Genomic DNA, 17,041 nt, shown 5'->3' with positions numbered 1-17,041 from the left:
GCTCAGCCCCCCTTCGGGGGGACGATCTGGAGGTAGATCGCCGTGAGGACCATGTTCACGGCGAACAGGAGCATGAAGGTGATGACGACGGACTGGTTGACCGCGTCGCCGACGCCCTTCGGGCCGCCCCGGGGATTGAGTCCCCGGTAGGCCGCGACGATGCCCGCGATGAAGCCGAAGATCAGCGCCTTGAGCTCGCCTACGTAGAGGTCGGGCAGTTGGGCGAGGGCGGAGAAGCTGGCGAGGTAGGCGCCGGGGGTCCCGCCCTGCATGATCACGTTGAAGAAGTAGCCGCCGAGCGTGCCGACGACGGACACCAGCCCGTTGAGCAGCACGGCGACGAACATGGTGGCCAGCACGCGCGGGACGACGAGGCGCTGGATGGGCGAGACCCCCATGACCTCCATGGCGTCGAGCTCTTCGCGGATCTTGCGGGAGCCCAGGTCGGCGCAGATGGCGGACCCCGCGGCCCCGGCGATCAGCAGCGCCACGATGAGAGGGCTGGCCTGCTGGATCACCGCGAGGACGCTGGCACCGCCGGTGAAGGACTGGGCGCCCAGCTGCTCGGTGAGCGAGCCGACCTGGAGGGCGATGACCGCGCCGAACGGGATGGACACGAGGGCCGCCGGCAGGATGGTCACGCTGGCGACGAACCAGAACTGCTCGATGAACTCCCGTACCTGGAAGGGGCGGCGGAAGATGGCCCGGGAGACCGCGAGGGCGAGTGCGAAGAGCTGGCCGGTCTGGCGCAGGGGGGCGAGGAGCCGCGAGGGCTGACTCCGCCCCGGCACCTCCTGGGGGGCCTTCCCGGGGGCGGGCTCCGCCGGCGGGCGTACGGGCAGCGGTGCCGTCATCGGCGCCCACCGTCCAAGGTCGGCGTGTAGCTGTTCAGGATGGCCGTACGGGCGGCCTCCGGCAGCTGGCCCATCATGGAGACGACCCGCTCCCGGCGGCGCAGCGCCGCCTGCCGTACGGGCATCCCGGGTGAGGGTTCCAGCTGGGGGACGACGGTGCGGGGCCCCGCACCGTGTCCGTGGCCGTTCGTCTGCTCGGCCGCGAGGGTGGCCGCGTCCTTCTCCTCCGACATGCCGATGGGGCCCTCACGGCGCCCGGCGAGGAACTGGGAGACCACGGGCATGTCACTGGTGAGCAGGACCTCGCGCGGTCCGAAGGTGACGAGGTTGCGGCAGAACAGCATGCCCATGTTGTCGGGGACGGTGGCCGCGATGTCGAGGTTGTGGGTGACGATGAGCATCGTCGCGTCGATCTGCGCGTTCAGATCGATGAGCAGTTGCGAGAGGTACGCGGTGCGCACCGGGTCGAGCCCGGAGTCCGGCTCGTCGCAGAGGATGATCTGCGGGTCCAGGACGAGGGCGCGGGCGAGGCCGGCCCGCTTGCGCATGCCACCGGATATCTCGCCGGGCAGCTTTCCCTCAGCGCCGAGCAGGCCGACGATGTCGATCCGCTCCATGACGATCCGCCGGATCTCGGACTCCGTCTTGCGGGTGTGTTCACGCAAGGGGAAGGCGATGTTGTCGAAGAGCGACATCGAGCCGAAGAGGGCGCCGTCCTGGAACATGAGCCCGAACAGCTTGCGGGTCTCCATGATTTCCCGCTCGGGACTGTTCACCATGTCGACACCGTTGATGAGGACACGGCCCTTTTCCGGCTTGAGCAATCCGATGATGGATTTCAGGAACACAGTCTTTCCGGTACCGGAAGGGCCGAGCATGACGCTCACCTCACCGGCCGGCAGCGTGAGACTGACGTCCTGCCAGATGTTCTGCTTGCCGAAGGATTTCGTCAGGCCTTCGACGACTACTTCGATTCCCATCGGCCCTCCCTCGAAGTGGTGGTGAACGACGTCATCTGTCAGTGCTCCGGCTCCGGTACGCGCAACGACGGCTTGTCACACATGCACCAGGAGGCGCACGGTATGTCCGTCGAAACCGCCAGGACAAGCCGTTGAACAGCGGAAATCGCCGGACGTTGATCTCGGTGTGGATCACTTGTCACCGATTGACAAACCCGCTCGGCGGCTTTGTCGGAAACTGCGCAAGCGCTCCGGGGGCAACGGGGCCCTCGGCCCAGGAGACCGGAGCCACCCGGCATCGGAAGTCGGAAGATCGACCCCCGGGTGGCAGGGTCCGGGACCCGGTGGGACTCCCGGAGGAATCCCGGCCCCAGAGGGTGCGACCAGGACTCCAGGTTCGTCGAACAAGCAGGTACGGACGGGTTTCCGAGCTGCTCAAGCGGGACGCTACGGGCCAGTAACCTAAGTCCGCAATAGCACTTCACGAACTTTCTCCGAGGTAATCGCGCAGCCCTGTTTTCTTATGCCGCGATGAGTAATCGGCGCGCGAAACCTATCGAAAAGTGAGGGCCTCCGGGAGGCGGCGGCCGGCTCCGCCATGTCGCCCCGGACACGCCGAAGCCCGCCCCGACCAGGGTGCTTGCGGTCGGGGCGGGCTCGTGTGCGGTGAAGGCCGGGGCGCATCAAGTGACAAGAACCGAAGGGGCCACCGGTCGCCCTCCTGCGGCTACTTCACCGCGGAGTGCCAGCTGTCGGCGAGCTCCTTGCCGGCGTTGGGCACGGACAGGCCCGGGGCCGTGAGACCGGCCGTGTAGGTCTTGGCGTCGTTCAGGACAAGGTTGTTCGAGCCGGCCGCGGCGGGCAGGCCGACCTTGAGGTCGATCGCCCAGCTGAGAATGCCGCCGAGACCGCAGCCGCTGGCCTTCGGCACGGAGAACTGGCTGTCGCCCTGGGCGGCGCCGGACAGAGCGATCTGGATCATCGACCCCTCGTCCGGGTTCTCGGTACCGTCGCCGTTGAACCTGAAGGCGGAGAAGTTGGGCGCGCTGAGGTTTCCGGGGCGCAGGAGCACCGGATTGCTGCTGCTGCCGATGTAGCAGTTGGAGCCGAGCAGCGGGTTCTCCAGGCGGATCCTGACGGGCAGCTTAACGATCGGCCCGGAGGATATGCCCGCGACCAAGCTGAATTCGGTCGGTGTACCGGCCGACTCCACCGTGGCGGTCACCTTGTTCAGGGTGGCGTTGGTGATCTGCCCGCAGACGGCCGAGACGACGGGGACGTTGCTCGGGCACATGATGCCGAGAAGCCCGCCGGGGATGGTGGTCTTGCCGCTGATGATCGATCCGGCAGCGGGCGGGACGACCGTGTAGGTCCCCTCGGCCGGGTGCTGGACGACGCCGAACTGCAGGTTCGTCGAGCCGGTCGTCGCCGTGACGTTGCCGAGTTTGATCGTCCCGTTCGGCGAGGTGGACGTCACGCACAGCGGGACGTCGACGTCACCGTCGGTCGCGAGCATGGCGGGGGCGTCCACCGGACACCGGTCGAAGGGGGCCCAGGAGCCGTTCAGCTGGGCGGCGGCCGTGGCGGCGCCGGCCGGGGTCGCGGTCAGGGGCATGACCAGCGCGGCGGACGCGGCGACAGCTCCCGCGGCCTTGATCCAGGTCTTCGGAGCAGGTCTCATCGTTCCCTCAATTCGTCAGCGGGTCGGGGAAATGCTGTGCTCGGTTCGATCGGTATCGGTAGGGCTTCAGGGCTCAGCGGACCGCCACGGGCACGTCCACCGGCTCGTACGCGTCCGTGCAGACGGACCCTTCGGAACCCGGCACGTGCTGCTGGGCCGCGCACGGGGCGCCTTGTACCTGTTTGACGTATCCGGGTACACCGGACAACGACGCGGTGAAGAGGCTGTCGAGGTCCTCACCGGCTCCGCACCCGCTGAACGGGGGAAGGGTCACCGACCCTGTCAGGACACCGCCCGTCGCCAAGGTGTAGCCGGTCGTGACGCCGTCCTTCGCCGTCATCCGGCCCTCCAGGGACAGGGTGAAGGGCTTACTGGTGCGGCAGTTGTCACCCACGTCCAGGGGCACGCCGTTCACCTTGACGTCACGGAGCCGGAGCATGAGGTCGAGGTCGATGGTCGTCAGGCCCGTGTTCGTGAAGTCGGACCAGTCGACGATCAGGTGGGATTTCACGTTGTAGTCCGGAGTCCCCTCGGCATCCACCCCCGGGGGGACCTGCGTCATTTCCAGGGTCGCCGTTGTCGGCATGAATCCGAAGGTGAGAAAGGTGCCCGACGCCGGCGGCAGCTGGGGCTTCCCCTGGTAGTCCAGCACGGCGGTGGAATCCTGGTAGATGTGCGTGAATCCCGGCTCGGAGAGGTCGACGCGGGTCGGCCCCTGCGAGACCTGCGTGCAGGCCAGGGGAAACTTCGTCGCCCCGCGGAGCTTCGTCACGTTGGCGTAGCCCGTCACGTAGGCGTTCAGGTTGAGGTCGTCGTTCACGTCTCCGACGCACGGAGCGGCGTCGGGGGCGGCCGGCTGCTTCGCCCTGGCGCCCACCTCGGGCACCGCCCCACCGTCCGTCGCCCCGCTCCCGGCGGGCTCGGATGCAGGAGGCGCCGAGGAGGACTCGCCATCACCGCCGACGTCCGTCCTCGCCAGTTCCGTCGGCTGATCCGGGTCGGCGGAACAGTTCAACGAGACGGCCGGTGGCTCCGCGGGGATTCCCTGTGCGGTTTCCAGGGTGAGTTCGACCGAGAGCGCCCCCGCGGCGAGGACGAGGTCTCCCGACCCCTCGGGCTTCATGTACGGGACGGTGCCCGAGGTGGTCAGCGCCAGCGCGCCCTCCTGCGGGACCGGCACGGACTCGGCCGTCGTGCCGATCCACTCCGCCTGCGCGTGCTGGTCCCTCTGGGACACGTCGACAGCCAGCTTCAGCTCCGCGCTCACGCGCGCCGCCGTCGATCCGTCCGGCAGGGAGATCGCTCCCGCGGGCAAGGTGGCCTCCAGGGAGACGCCTTCGGGCTGCACCGCCTGCCCCGGCTCGGCGGACTCGGGCAGTTCCCCGGTGATCCTGACCTTCACCGGCTGCTCGCCCTCGGGCAGGTCGCACGTATAGGCCAGCTCCAGGTCGATCTCCTGCACACCGGACGCGGCCCGGGCGCCGGGGACCATCCCTCCCAGCAGTACGGCGGCGGCCACTGCGGCACCGCGCACCGTGCGCCTGCGTGCTCCTGTCATACGACTGCCCTCACTGTCGGTGTTCCCCTTCGGACGGACGTGCTCGGAGTGACGGAACCTCACACCGGAGGCGGGCGTGCGACCGGATCAGGGAGTGTGCACGATGGTCGGCCCGGCCGTGCCCCCGGCCGGTGCGACGACCGAGTAGGTGGCGTCGTACGACCAGGTGTCGCCCACGGCCGCCAGGCCCGCGCAGCCTGGCGAAGCCTGCTGGACCGTGATCCCGTACGTGCTGTCGGCGTGGACCTTCATCCGGGCGGTGGAGTTGGTGTAGGTGAAGGCAAGCCGCCCCGAGGCCACCATGGAGCAGGTGAGCATGGTGAGCGTCAGCCTGACACCGGACACATACCCGCTGGTGGTACCCGCGGTGTGGCTGTCGGCCACCAGCTTCCACGGGGTGGAGGTGTCAGCGACCGGATTCATCGGCCCGAAAGGACTGGAGCAGCCACTCCAGGTCAGCGGAGCGACGGTGCCGACCTGCACGCCCGTCGCGCCGGGCGCGGAAGCCAGGTCGCCCCGCACCGCCGACGACGGGCACGTCATCGGGATGTAGCCGTTGATGCCCCACTGGAAGCGCACGGCACCGGCGGCGCCGGAGAACGACTCCGGCGAGCTGGGTCCTACGGTCCAGGCGGGAGCCGCGACACCGGCCGTGGCTGCGGGAGCCGCCAGGGCGAGGACGGCGACTGCACCGGTGACCGCCGCAGTCTTTCCGAGAGACCTGCGCACAACTGACTCCTCGATCCGGCGACGTGCGGCGGCGGGAGCCCCGTGCGGGCACTCACCCCGGCTTGGCCTGCGGGGACTGCTCAGGACACGGGATCGCACGGCGGGCGGCACCGCCGTGCGATCCCGGTTCACTGCCTACCGGCGGGTGGCCGGATCAGGGGGTGTAGACGATGGTCGGCTTGGTGGTGCCGCCGATCGGCGTGACCGCGTTGTAGTTGGCGGTGTAGGTCGGGTTGTTACCCACGGCCGCGATACCGGCGCAACCCGAGGTGACGGTGGCGACGGTCAGCTTGTAGGTGGCGTTGTTGCTGACTGCCAGCACGCCGGTGGAGTTGGTGTACTTGGCGGCGACGTTGCCCGTCACGGTGAAGGTACAGGTGAGGACCTTCAGCGTGGCCTTCACTCCGGAGATGTACCCGTTGGTGACGCCGGCGCTGTAGGTGTTCGCGTTCAGCTTCCACGAGGTGGAGGTGTCGGCGGTCGGGGTCACCGGGCCGAACGGGCTGGTGCAGCCGCTCCAGGTCAGCGGAGCGATGGTGCCGACCTGCACGTTCGTCGTGCCGGAGGCGGTGGCCAGGTTGCCCGACGCCGCAGAGGACGTACATGTCATCGGGACGCCGTTGAGGACGAGGGTGACCGTGCCGGCGGTGGCCGAGAACGTCTCCGGCGAGCTGGGGCCGACGGTCCACGTCGGTGCGGCGACACCGGCGGTGGCGGTGGTGGCTCCGAGGGTGACGGCGGCCGCTGCGGCACCGGCCGTGAGTGCGATCTTTCTGAGGGTGTTGCGCACAGTGAGTTCCTCCGATTCGGCAGTGCGGGTGCACTGTTGCGGGGACAGCACTCGAATTCCTGCAAAGGCGCAGGGAGTGCCGCGATGAATCGTGTTGCGTGGGGGGCCGTGCTGCGCTTTCAGCCACACACGTTCTGTGACAGGGCGTGACGTTACTTGCGGGAAACTTGGAGCACAATCCTGCGGGTCAAGATTGGTCCGGCAAGTTTTTTTCCTCGTCAGCTGGTCACTAATTCGGGCCGCACACTTGTCACTTGGTGCGCAATACCTCAAGGGAATGCCTCACGGTTCCGGAATCCCGGAGTCGACGCGGCTGCCGCGCCGGGCGGCGAGCGAAGATCACATGGGATCCGGCCGCGGGCCCGGCAGCCACCCCGGCGAGGCCGCCGCACCCCCTCGCCGGCACCCTCGGTGCCGCCGGCGGCCGAAAACATTGTCCGGAAGTGAGCATTTACCGCCCCACCTGCACAGGAGCGCCACAACTGGGCCACACCGTGTGCCCCTTGCACTTGGATCTTGTCCAGACCATGTGCACTCCGCCCGACTTGGTCTATCTTCGGCGCCGATGTTGGTATACACCTGTCGGTCCGTGGGAGCGCTCTCCCCCACACGCCTCACCCCACACCGGGCCCGGGAAAGTAAGGGGACGGTCATGCCGAGACTTATCCAGCCGTTGGACACCGGAGACCCGTTGGGTCCCCTCCCTCAGGAGTTCGCCGCGATCATGCGGCCCGAACTGCCGAGCCTGATCAAAGAGATAGGCATGGAAGTCACCCGCGCGTATCCGGAATACGCGCGTCTTCTGAACGGGCCCAACGGAGCATCGATCCGCATGGGCGTCGAACAGAGCCTTTCCTCCTTTGTCGACCTGGTCGCCGAGCCTTCCTCCTCCACGGTCCTGCGCGACGACATGTGCCGCAGATTCGGCCGGTTCGAGGCGTACGAGGGCCGCACCATGGACGCACTGCAGGGCGCGTACCGGCTGGGTGCGCGGGTCGCGCTGCGGCGGGCGAAGAAGGTGGGCCGGAGCTACAACTTCTCGCCCGCGCTGATGCTCAGCTTCGCCGATGCCCTGTTCGCGTACGTCGACGAGCTCGAGTCGCTGTCCCGTGAGGGCTTTCTGGAAGTACAGGCCCAGTCCGACCAGCAGAGCGAGGCGGTGCGCCGGCGGCTGCTGCATCTGATCCTCGCGGGCAGACCCGTACCCCGGAGCGCCATCGCCGAGTTGTGCGAGCAGACCGGATGGACGCTGCCCGAGCAGGTCACGCTCGTGGCGGTGCGTGCGCCGGCCGGCCTCGACCGGATCAGCGCGGACCACGACGTCCTGATCGACCCCGGCGACCCGCAGCCGCACCTGCTGATCCCGGGGGCCTTCGACGACGCGCGCAGGGAGATGCTCGACCGGACGATCCCCGGCGGCGGTGCGGCGATCGGGCTGACCGTGCCGACCGCGCTCGCCGCGGACTCGATCCGCTGGGCACGCCGCGTCCTCGAACTGGTCGACGCGGGCGTCATCGACGACGCACCGGTCGTCCTCTGCGAGGACCACCTCATCACGCTGTGGCTCCTCTCCGACCCGGTCCTCCTCGACCAGCTCGCCGAGCGCGAACTGGCCCCCGTATCGGGTATCAGCGCCACGCGGCGCGAGCGGCTGATCGAGACGCTGCGGATCTGGCTCGACACCCGCGGGACCGCCGCACAGATGGGCGAGTTGCTGGATGTCCATCCCCAGACGGTCCGCTACCGGATGCGCAGCCTGGAGGCCATCTTCGGCGATCAGCTCACCGATCCCGAGAGCCGCTTCTCGACCGAAGCCGTGCTGCGCGCCATGCAGTTACGGGCCCGCAGCGGCCAGTCCCTCAACTGATCGCGCATCACATGCACGGCGGCGAGTCAACTTACTCCCAGGTAACGCGAAATAGACGGTCAGTCCCAAACGGTTGCGACACGGAGACGTTCTCAACGAGAAACCAGGAACTGCGTCCCGTTACATAAGGAGGAGCGGCGGCCCACCGGCCGTCGCGGAGCACCACCTCCTGGCCAACCATCCGAGAGGGAACCCCCACATGACCGCCTCGCACCTGCTCGTCCCCGTGCCGATCCCCGACCGGGTCGCCGCGCTGATCGGGTCCTGCACCCCGCCGCACATCCTTCAGGCGGAGCTCGACGCCGACTGCGCCGCCCGCGAGGTGCGCCGGTTCCGGGGGCCGAGGCTCGGCATCGAGGACCAGGCCGACCGGGAGCAGGCGCTGTCCGAGCTCGCCCGGGCCAACAAGGTCCTGTCCGCCCACCACCCGCAGCTGGCGGTGCACCCGGACGGATCCTGGTGACGTCTGCTTGCTAAGCGGCGGCGGCCGCCTTACCTTACCCAGAAGTAAGTTTACTCTGGAGTAAGGATTTGGCGTGGCCGACAACAGCAGCGGCAACCTCACCGATGAACTGTCCGGGCTCGACTTCGCGGCCGTCTCCCCGGAGGAGTTCGCGAGGATCGTCAAGGGCCTGTCCGCCACTCAGCTCGGCGAGGTCATGCACGGTGAGCTGCGCGCCCGGATCCTCGGCGAGGTCTTCGGCCGGATGCGGCAGCAGTTCCGCCCGGAGGCAGCCGGGCAGTTGGAGGCGCTCATCCGCTGGAAGATCACCGGCGAGAGCGAGGAGGTCTACGAGACCTCCATAGCCGACGGCGCCTGCACCGTGAGCGCGGGCCGCTCGGACGCGGAGCCCCGTACGACGCTGGTGATGGACGACGCCGCATTCCTCAAGCTGGTCTCCGGCAACGGCAATCCCGTGACGATGTTCATGATGCGCAAGCTGAGGATCGCCGGTGACGTCGGCCTGGCCTCGGGTCTGACCCGCTACTTCGACATCCCGAAGGCCTGAGCCCATGAGCTACTTCTCCCTCGCCCTGACCGAGGAACAGCGGGACCTGCGCGACTGGGTGCACGGCTTCGCCGCCCAGGTGGTCCGCCCGGCGGCCGCCGAGTGGGACGCCCGGGAGGAGACCCCGTGGCCGGTCATCCAGGAAGCCGCCAGGATCGGGCTGTACGGATTCGAGTCGCTCGCCGACATGTACGGCGACCCGAGCGGACTCTCCCTCCAGATCGCCAACGAGGAGCTCTTCTGGGGTGACGCGGGCATCGGCATGGCGCTGTTCGGCACCTCGCTCGCGGTCGCCGGGATCTTCGCCTCCGGCACCCCCGACCAGCTCGCCGAGTGGGTACCGCAGTGCTACGGCGACGAGAACGACCCGAAGGTGGCCGCCTTCTGCGTCTCCGAGCCACAGGCGGGCTCCGACGTCTCCGCGATGGCCACCAGGGCCCGCTACGACGAGGCCAAGGACGAGTGGGTGCTCTCCGGCCAGAAGGCGTGGATCACCAACGGCGGGATCGCCGGGATCCACGTCGTGGTCGCCTCGGTCGACTCCTCGCTCGGCGCACGCGGGCAGGCGGCGTTCATCGTGCCGCCCGGCACGAAGGGTCTGGCCGCGAGCCGCACCATCAAGAAGCTCGGCCTCCGCGCGTCGCACACCGCGGACGTCTTCCTCGACGACGTACGCGTCCCGGGGCACTGCCTGCTCGGCGGCAGGGAGAAGCTCGACGCGCGGCTCGCCCGCGCCCGCGAGGGCGGCACCGCCAAGGGCCAGGCGGCCATGGCGACCTTCGAGGTCAGCCGCCCCACGGTGGGGGCGCAGGCGCTGGGCATCGCGCGGGCGGCGTACGAGTACGCGCTGGAGTACGCCGGACAGCGCGAGGCGTTCGGCCGCCCCGTCATCGAGAACCAGTCGATCGCGTTCGCACTGGCCGACATCCGTACCGAGATCGAGGCCGTACGCCTGCTGATCTGGCAGGCCGCGTGGATGGCCCGCAACGACCGGACCTTCGACGCCGGACAGGGGTCCATGTCCAAGCTCCGCGCGGGTGAGCTCGCGGTCTCCGCGACCGAGAAGGCGGTCCAGATCCTCGGCGGCGCCGGCTACAGCCGGGAGCACCCGGTGGAGCGGATGTACCGCGACGCCAAGATCTACACGATCTTCGAGGGGACGAGCGAGATCCAGCGCCTGGTCATCGCCCGGGCCATATCGGGGCGTCACATCCGCTGACGGCCGTCAGGTGCCGGTGCGGCGGACCCGCCGCACCGGCACCGCTCACACCGCCACCGGCGTGAACCGTACGGGCAGCGAGGCGGGCCCCCGCGTGAAGACTCCCTCCTCGACCGGGCTGAAGCCTTCGGCGAACCGCAGGTCCGGCATGGCGTCGAGGAGCTGGTTGACGCCCGTCTCGACCTCGGCCCTGGCCAGCAGCGCGCCCACGCAGAAGTGCCGGCCCAGCGCGAACGCCAGGTGGTCGGCGGCCGCGGAGAACGCCGTGGTGCTGGTCAGGTCGTCACGGAAGAGGTCGAAGCGGTCGGGTTCGGCGTAGCGGGCCCCGTCCCGGTTGGCCGAGCCGATCAGGCAGGTCACGGTGGCACCGGCCGGGACGGTGCCACCGGACAGCTCCACCTCGCCCGCCGTCTGCCGCATGATCATGTGGACCGGAGGGGTGTAGCGCAGCGTCTCGGCGAAGGCCCGGTCGATGAGCGAACGGTCCCGCTGCACGGCGGCGAGCTGCTCGGGGTGGGCCAGCAGGTTGGCGAAGACCGAGGCGATGGCCTTGTCGGTGGTCTCCCCGCCGGCGGCGAGCAGAAGGCTGCAGAACGCCTTGATGTCCTCGTCGCTCATCCGCACCCCGTCGACCTCGGCGGCGCAGAGCGCGGAGAGCAGATCGTCCCCGGGCTCCTCCCTGCGCCGCTGGATGACGGGGATCATGTACTCGGCGAACTCCCGGCGGGTGCGCTCCCCCGCCGCCGTGACCTCGGGGTCGCCCGCCAGGTTGCCGAGGAAGGCGATGACGTTGGTGTACCAGCCGTGGAACCGCTGGTGGTCCTCCCTGTCCAGGCCGAGCATGTCGGCGATGACCAGGACCGGGAAGCGGGTCGCGAACGCCTCGACGAGGTCGGCCTCCCCGGTGTGCCGGAAGGTGTCGATGAGTTCCCGGGCGTTGCGCTCGATGACGGGCAGGAACTTCTCCTGAAGGTCCGCGCCCCGGAAGGCCGGGGCGACCAGCGCCCTCCGTACGGCGTGCTCCCGGCCGCTGAGCTGGAGGATCGTCCGGCCGTGGACGGGCTCCAGCTGCCAGTCGTAGTTCTCGGTGGTGAACTCCTGGGACCGGTCCTTGAAGACGCGCTCGACGTCCTCGTACCGGGACACGAGGTAACTCCCCGTCGCCTCGTGGTGGATCAGCGGGGCACTCTCGCGCATCGTCCGGTAGGCCCCGTAGGGGTCGGCGGCGAACGCGGGCGAGAGAATGTCGGGTGGTGACGATGCCTGGGACACGTGTGACTCCTGTGGGGCAGAGACCATGGCGCTGCACGGCAGTGAACGGGCAGCACCGGCAAGGCTATTGACCGACGCCCCGCAACCGAACCCCCTGGGAGTACTTCTTGATCGCCACGGCCCGCGCACCCCGCCCGTCCGTCCTCTTCGTCACCGACCTCGCCTACGAGGCGCGCGGCCGGCGGTACTGCGACGAGGACATCTTCCTGACGTCACGGCTGCGCGAGTCCTTCGACGTCGCGCTCTGTCACCCCCGGGACGCGGCGGCGCTGCTGGACGGGTTCGACGCTGTCGTGATCCGCAACAGCGGTCCGGTCCTGCACTACCAGGAGGCGTACGACGCCTTCCGGACCCGGGCCCGGGAGTCGGGGACCCGGGTCTACAACTCGCTCGACGGGCGCGGGGACATGGCGGGCAAGCAGTATCTGGTCGATCTGAGCCGGTCCGGGTTCCCGGTGATCCCGACGGTGGACCGTGCGGAGGATCTCGGGCTGCTCCCCCCGTCGGCCGGGTACGTGGTCAAGCCCAAGCTGGGCGCGGACTCGGTGGGACTGCGGTTCACCGACGTACCGGAACTGCCCCGCGGCGCGGACGGCACCCTGCTCGTCCAGCCCCGGATCGACTTCCGCTACGAGGTGTCCTTCTACTTCGTCGACCACGACTTCCAGTACGCCCTCCACGCACCGCATCCGGACAGGCGCTGGGTGCTCGAACCGTATGCGGCGAGTCCCGCGGACCTGGCCTTCGCGCGCCGCTTCGTGGAGTGGAACTCCCTCACCCACGGCATCCAGCGCGTGGACGCCTGTCGGACGCCGGAGGGCGACCTGCTGCTCGTCGAGCTGGAGGACCTCAATCCGTATCTGTCGCTCGACCGGGTTCCGGACGAGGTCCGCGAGGCGTTCGTCACCCGGATGAGCGCCTCGCTGAGGAAGCTGCTGGCCTGACCCGTCCGGCCCGTCCCCGCATGCGCGGGCTGGGGGCGGGTGTGAGGGTTGCGAAGGTGACCACTGCCAGCGAGACAGCCCCCGCCCCGCAGAGTGCCACCGCGCCGCCCGTTCTCGACCCCCGACGCCGCAACATCGTCTTCGCGACGATCGTGCTCGGGATCCTGCTGGCCGCTCTCGACCAGACGATCGTGGGAACGGCCCTTCCCACGATCGTCTCGGACCTCGGCGGCGCCGAGCACATGTCATGGGTGGTGACGGCCTATCTGCTGGCGGAGACCGTCGCGACGGTGCTCGTCGGCAAGTTCGGCGACCTCTTCGGCCGGAAGCTGATCTTCCAGATCTCTGCGGTCATCTTCATCACCGGGTCGTTCCTCTGCGGCCTCGCGTCGAACATGCTGCTGCTGATCATCTGGCGGGGCCTGCAGGGCATCGGCGCGGGCGGGCTGATGGTCACCGCCATGGCGCTGATCGCCGACGTCATCCCGCTGCGCGACCGGGGCAAGTACCAGGGGGCGATCGGCGCGGTCTTCGGCGTAGCCACCGTCGTCGGACCCCTGCTGGGCGGACTCTTCACCGACCATCTCACCTGGCGGTGGGCGTTCTACGTCAATGTGCCGATCGCGATCGTGGTGGTCATCGCCGCCGCCCGCAACATTCCCTCCGTGCGCGCCGCGGGCCGCCCGGTCATCGACTACCTGGGCATCGCACTGGTCGCCCTCGGAGCCAGCGCACTCATCCTCGGCACCAGCTGGGGCGGCAACGAGTACGCCTGGGGCTCGCCGGTCATCATCGGACTGTTCATCGGCGGACTCGTCGCCCTGGCGCTCTTCTGCCTCGTGGAGACACGGGCGAAGGAGCCGATGCTGCCGATGAGGCTGTTCCGCAACCCGGTGTTCGCGGTCTGCTCCATCCTCAGCTTCATCGTGGGTTTCGCCATGCTCGGGGCGATGATCTATCTGCCGACGTATCTGCAGTACGTCGACGGGGACTCGGCCACACTCTCCGGTGTGCGGACCCTGCCCCTCGTCCTGGGCCTGCTGGCCGCCTCGATCTTCAGCGGAAACGTGGTGAGCAAGACCGGCCACTACCGCTTCTTCCCCGTCATCGGTTCGCTCGTGATGGCGGCGGGTCTCTATCTCCTGTCCCGCATGGGACCGGGCAGCGGGGTCTGGCTGGAGTCGCTGTACATGCTGGTGCTCGGCATCGGCATCGGCCTGTCGATGCAGGTGCTGACGATCGCCGTGCAGAACACGGTCGAGTATGCGGACCTGGGGACCGCGACGTCCGGGGTGACCTTCTTCCGTACGCTCGGGAGCTCCTTCGGCACCGCGGTGTTCGGGACGATCTACGCCAACGCGCTGCGGCCGAATCTGACGCAGGGCGTCGAGGAGGCGGCCCGGGCGGGCGGCGATCCGGCGTCACTGGCACGCGCCGCCGAGAGCCCGCAGGCCGTGCACGCCCTGCCCCCCGAGCAGACGGCCCCGCTCGCCCAGGCCTACGCGGACACCCTGCACACGGTCTTCCTGTGGACGGTGCCGGTGGCCCTGCTGGGCTTCGTCGTCTCCCTCTTCCTGAAGCAGGTCAAGCTGCGCGACAGCGCGCGGGCGGGTTCGACCGACATGGGCGAGGGCTTCGCCCAGCCGAAGACAGGTGACGCGGCGAACGTGCTCGAGTCCGCCGTGGCCAGGATCATCCACCAGGCCGGTCCCGACACGGCACGCCGGATCGTGGCGGAGTCCGACACCCGGCTCGACACGGCGGGGGCCTGGGCCGTGATGCAGGTCGACCTCTTCACCCGGATGGTCGGCCACGCCGGGCTCACGCTGATCGCGGCCCGGCACCGGATCCCGCCGGAGGTGCTGGTGCCCGTCTTCGACCGGATGATCGAGGAGGGCTACCTCACCGGTGACGGCCGGCTCTTCACCCACACGGCGGCGGGCAGCCGTGAGGCAGCGACGATCTCGGCGGCCTGGGGCCGCTGGCTCAACGAGCGGCTGGCCGAGGACGGCGCCCGGCCCGACGACCGGCAGCTGCGGGCGGCCGTCGACGTCATCGCCAAACGGCTGCTCGCGGAGGACCTGGAACAGCAGCTGGCGCCCTCGACCGAGCGGACGGCGGCCCGGGTCTGACGGCGCCCGCTCAGAGCTCCCAGGAGCGAGGGCGGTCCAGGGCCTCCCACTCCTCGCGGAGCAGGGACAGCACGGCGCTGTCGTAGCGGCGGCCCCGGTGGAGGCAGGAGGAGCGGCGTACGCCCTCGTGGACGAAGCCCGCGGCAGCCAGGACGGAGAGGGCCGCGGCGTTGTCGGTGTGGGTGAAGGCTTCGACGCGCTGCATCGGCAGCTCGCCGAAGGCCAGGTCGGCGAGCGCGTCGAGGGCCGCCGCGCCGTGGGTCCGCCCCCGGTGCTCCGGGGCCAGCATCAGGTAGGCCTCCGCGGTGCCTTCCGTCAGTTGCTGGTCGTGCAGGGCGATGAGCCCGATCGGCGTGCCGTCCGGCAGCAGGACGAGGAAGTCGTCACGCGAGTCGTCGTCGAGGTGGCGCTCGACGCGCTCGCGCAGTGCGTACAGGGAGCCGGGCCAGACACCGGTCTCGTGCGCGGCCACCGCGTCGGAGCGCCAGTGGTGGAGAAGTTCCGCGTCCTCCGTCTCCAGTGGGGTGAAGGCTATGCCACGTCCGCGCCAGCAGCGTGTCCGTCCGGTGTCCGGCACTGCCGGGTCCTCGCTCATGCGCGGAGCGTAGGGACGTGCTGCCCGCCCGCGCAACGGGATTTCAGTCGACGAAGACCGCTGCCGCGTAGACCCATGCCCCTTCGTGGCGGACGAACCGGCTCTTCTCGTGGAGGGCGTCGGGACGGCCGCCGTCGGTGTAGCGCGCGCGGAAGGTGACCGTTCCTGTGGTGTGGAAGGCGCTGCCCTCCGTCGTCTCCAGGATCTCCAGGCCCACCCAGCGCATCGCGGGATCGAAGTCGACGGACGGCGGGCGGGTCTCGGGGTGCCAGGTCCGCAGCAGATATCCGGCGTCCCGGACGACGAAGGCGGCGTACCGCGAGCGCATCAGCGCCTCGCACGTCGGGGCGGCCGCGGCGCCCGTGTGGAACCGGCCGCAGCAGGACCCGTAGGCGGCCGGCAGGCCGCAGGGGCACGGTGCCTCCGGGGTGATCCGCGCGGGCTCCGCCTGCGGAGCGGCCGGCCGGCGGGGGTGTGAGGTACGTCGTGACATGCGTCCATTGTGACCTGCGGGCGGACCGCCCGGCCCGGGCGTCCCCGTCCGGACGGTCCGCCGGCGGTCAGCGCTTGCGCGCCACGCCCGCGTAGCCGGGGATCGGCTCGTGGCCCGGGACGTCGATGACCTCACCGAGCCCGGGACGCCAGTCGGCGGAGAGGGAGACGCCGGGTTCGACGAGTTCGAGGCCGTGGAAGAACGCGGTGAGCTCGGCGCGGGAGCGGGGCCGCAGGGTCATCCCCCGCGCCTTGTACATGGCCCGGGCCTCGGCCGCGCCCTCCGGGTCGAAATCACCGGTGGTGTGCGAGAGGACGAGGTAGCTGCCGGAGGGCAGCTTCTCCACCAGCCGGTCGACGAGTTCGCCGGCGCCGTCCTCGTCGTCCACGAAGTGCAGCAGCGCGAGGAGGGAGAGCGCGATCGGCCGGTCGAAGTCGAGGACCTTGCCGGCCGCTTCCAGGATCGCGTCGGGCCGGCGGGCGTCGGCCTGGATGTACTCGGTGGCGCCCTCGGGGGTGGAACGCAGCAGCGCGGCCGCGTGGGCCAGCACGATCGGGTCGTTGTCGCAGTAGACGACACGCGCGTCCGGGGCGGTCCGCTGGGCGATCTGGTGGAGGTTCGGTTCGGTGGGTATGCCGGAGCCGATGTCGAGGAACTGGCGCACGCCGTTCTCGGCGAGCCAGCGGGTGGCGCGGTGCATGAAGGCACGGTTGACCCGGGCCATGTCACGGCCCCGGGCGTCCAGGGCGAGCAGCTGCTGGGCCATCTGTTCGTCGACCGGGTAGTTGTCCTTGCCACCGAGGAACCAGTCGTACATCCGTGCCGGATGCGGCTTGCTCGTGTCGATCTCGACGGCCTGGGGTTCCTGCCCGGTCATGACGCACTCCGTTGGTCGGTGGCTTCGGCGAACAGCGTGTGGGGCGATGCTATGTGACTGA

16 protein-coding genes are annotated in these 17,041 nt (G+C 69.6%); 6 read left to right on the top strand and 10 right to left on the bottom strand.

What is annotated here, in order from left to right; all coding sequences use genetic code 11:
* Positions 1 to 2: 2 nt before the first annotated feature.
* The 6 genes from ACFUNE_RS28350 to ACFUNE_RS28325 all read right to left on the bottom strand — a co-directional run bounded on the left by ACFUNE_RS28350 (position 3) and on the right by ACFUNE_RS28325 (position 6,571).
* The gene (locus ACFUNE_RS28350; RefSeq protein WP_383573888.1) at positions 3 to 854 is read right to left on the bottom strand and encodes an MlaE family ABC transporter permease; all 852 of its coding nucleotides are present in this window, start codon (positions 852 to 854) and stop codon (positions 3 to 5) included.
* Positions 851 to 1,834 carry an ABC transporter ATP-binding protein gene (locus tag ACFUNE_RS28345; RefSeq protein WP_383573886.1) on the bottom strand — a complete coding sequence of 328 codons (984 nt, stop codon included), beginning with the start codon at positions 1,832 to 1,834 and terminating at the stop codon, positions 851 to 853. The genes ACFUNE_RS28350 and ACFUNE_RS28345 overlap by 4 nt, the downstream gene beginning before the upstream one ends.
* Positions 1,835 to 2,540: 706 nt before the next feature.
* Entirely contained in the window at positions 2,541 to 3,494 is a 954-nt protein-coding gene (locus ACFUNE_RS28340; protein ID WP_383573885.1) for a hypothetical protein, read from the bottom strand.
* Between the two features lie 73 nt (positions 3,495 to 3,567).
* On the bottom strand, positions 3,568 to 5,052 hold the full coding sequence (locus ACFUNE_RS28335) for a DUF6801 domain-containing protein (RefSeq protein WP_383573883.1): 1,485 nt from the start codon (positions 5,050 to 5,052) through the stop codon (positions 3,568 to 3,570).
* An 87-nt stretch (positions 5,053 to 5,139) separates the two neighbouring features.
* A complete protein-coding gene (locus ACFUNE_RS28330) occupies positions 5,140 to 5,781 on the bottom strand; it encodes a hypothetical protein (protein WP_383573881.1) in 642 nt (213 codons plus the stop codon).
* Positions 5,782 to 5,935: 154 nt separating this feature from the next.
* Positions 5,936 to 6,571 carry a hypothetical protein gene (locus ACFUNE_RS28325; RefSeq protein ID WP_376375768.1) on the bottom strand — a complete coding sequence of 212 codons (636 nt, stop codon included), beginning with the start codon at positions 6,569 to 6,571 and terminating at the stop codon, positions 5,936 to 5,938.
* Between the two features lie 652 nt (positions 6,572 to 7,223).
* Between ACFUNE_RS28325 and ACFUNE_RS28320 the strand changes: the two genes are divergently transcribed.
* The 4 genes from ACFUNE_RS28320 to ACFUNE_RS28305 all read left to right on the top strand — a co-directional run bounded on the left by ACFUNE_RS28320 (position 7,224) and on the right by ACFUNE_RS28305 (position 10,667).
* Positions 7,224 to 8,438: a helix-turn-helix domain-containing protein gene (locus ACFUNE_RS28320; protein WP_383573879.1), complete on the top strand. Its 1,215-nt coding sequence runs from the start codon at positions 7,224 to 7,226 to the stop codon at positions 8,436 to 8,438.
* A gap of 199 nt (positions 8,439 to 8,637) precedes the next feature.
* Positions 8,638 to 8,901: a hypothetical protein gene (locus ACFUNE_RS28315; protein ID WP_383573877.1), complete on the top strand. Its 264-nt coding sequence runs from the start codon at positions 8,638 to 8,640 to the stop codon at positions 8,899 to 8,901.
* A 73-nt stretch (positions 8,902 to 8,974) separates the two neighbouring features.
* Positions 8,975 to 9,448 (top strand): SCP2 sterol-binding domain-containing protein, encoded by a 474-nt coding sequence (locus tag ACFUNE_RS28310; protein ID WP_383573875.1) that lies wholly within the window; start codon positions 8,975 to 8,977, stop codon positions 9,446 to 9,448.
* 4 nt (positions 9,449 to 9,452) lie between these two features.
* Complete coding sequence (locus ACFUNE_RS28305; protein ID WP_383573873.1) at positions 9,453 to 10,667, top strand: acyl-CoA dehydrogenase family protein; 1,215 nt, start codon at positions 9,453 to 9,455, stop codon at positions 10,665 to 10,667.
* 45 nt (positions 10,668 to 10,712) lie between these two features.
* Here ACFUNE_RS28305 and ACFUNE_RS28300 read toward each other — a convergent pair whose 3' ends face one another.
* Positions 10,713 to 11,939, bottom strand: coding sequence for a cytochrome P450 (locus ACFUNE_RS28300; protein ID WP_383573871.1), 1,227 nt, complete (start codon positions 11,937 to 11,939; stop codon positions 10,713 to 10,715).
* Positions 11,940 to 12,046: 107 nt separating this feature from the next.
* Between ACFUNE_RS28300 and ACFUNE_RS28295 the strand changes: the two genes are divergently transcribed.
* Both ACFUNE_RS28295 and ACFUNE_RS28290 read left to right on the top strand, forming a co-directional pair.
* Positions 12,047 to 12,883: a hypothetical protein gene (locus ACFUNE_RS28295; RefSeq protein ID WP_383573869.1), complete on the top strand. Its 837-nt coding sequence runs from the start codon at positions 12,047 to 12,049 to the stop codon at positions 12,881 to 12,883.
* Positions 12,884 to 12,939: 56 nt separating this feature from the next.
* On the top strand, positions 12,940 to 15,015 hold the full coding sequence (locus ACFUNE_RS28290; RefSeq protein ID WP_383573867.1) for an MDR family MFS transporter: 2,076 nt from the start codon (positions 12,940 to 12,942) through the stop codon (positions 15,013 to 15,015).
* Positions 15,016 to 15,025: 10 nt separating this feature from the next.
* Here ACFUNE_RS28290 and ACFUNE_RS28285 read toward each other — a convergent pair whose 3' ends face one another.
* The 3 genes from ACFUNE_RS28285 to ACFUNE_RS28275 all read right to left on the bottom strand — a co-directional run bounded on the left by ACFUNE_RS28285 (position 15,026) and on the right by ACFUNE_RS28275 (position 16,980).
* Positions 15,026 to 15,610 carry a GNAT family N-acetyltransferase gene (locus ACFUNE_RS28285; RefSeq protein ID WP_383573865.1) on the bottom strand — a complete coding sequence of 195 codons (585 nt, stop codon included), beginning with the start codon at positions 15,608 to 15,610 and terminating at the stop codon, positions 15,026 to 15,028.
* A gap of 43 nt (positions 15,611 to 15,653) precedes the next feature.
* A complete protein-coding gene (locus ACFUNE_RS28280; protein ID WP_383573864.1) occupies positions 15,654 to 16,103 on the bottom strand; it encodes a YchJ family protein in 450 nt (149 codons plus the stop codon).
* Between the two features lie 67 nt (positions 16,104 to 16,170).
* Positions 16,171 to 16,980: an SAM-dependent methyltransferase gene (locus ACFUNE_RS28275; protein WP_383573862.1), complete on the bottom strand. Its 810-nt coding sequence runs from the start codon at positions 16,978 to 16,980 to the stop codon at positions 16,171 to 16,173.
* Positions 16,981 to 17,041 lie beyond the last annotated feature (61 nt).

The sequence above is a fragment of the Streptomyces sp. NPDC057287 genome (assembly GCF_042667905.1).
GTDB lineage: Bacteria > Actinomycetota > Actinomycetes > Streptomycetales > Streptomycetaceae > Streptomyces.
The sequence above is the reverse complement of the archived record's forward strand: the minus strand, read 5'-3'. Positions and strand labels throughout refer to the sequence as shown.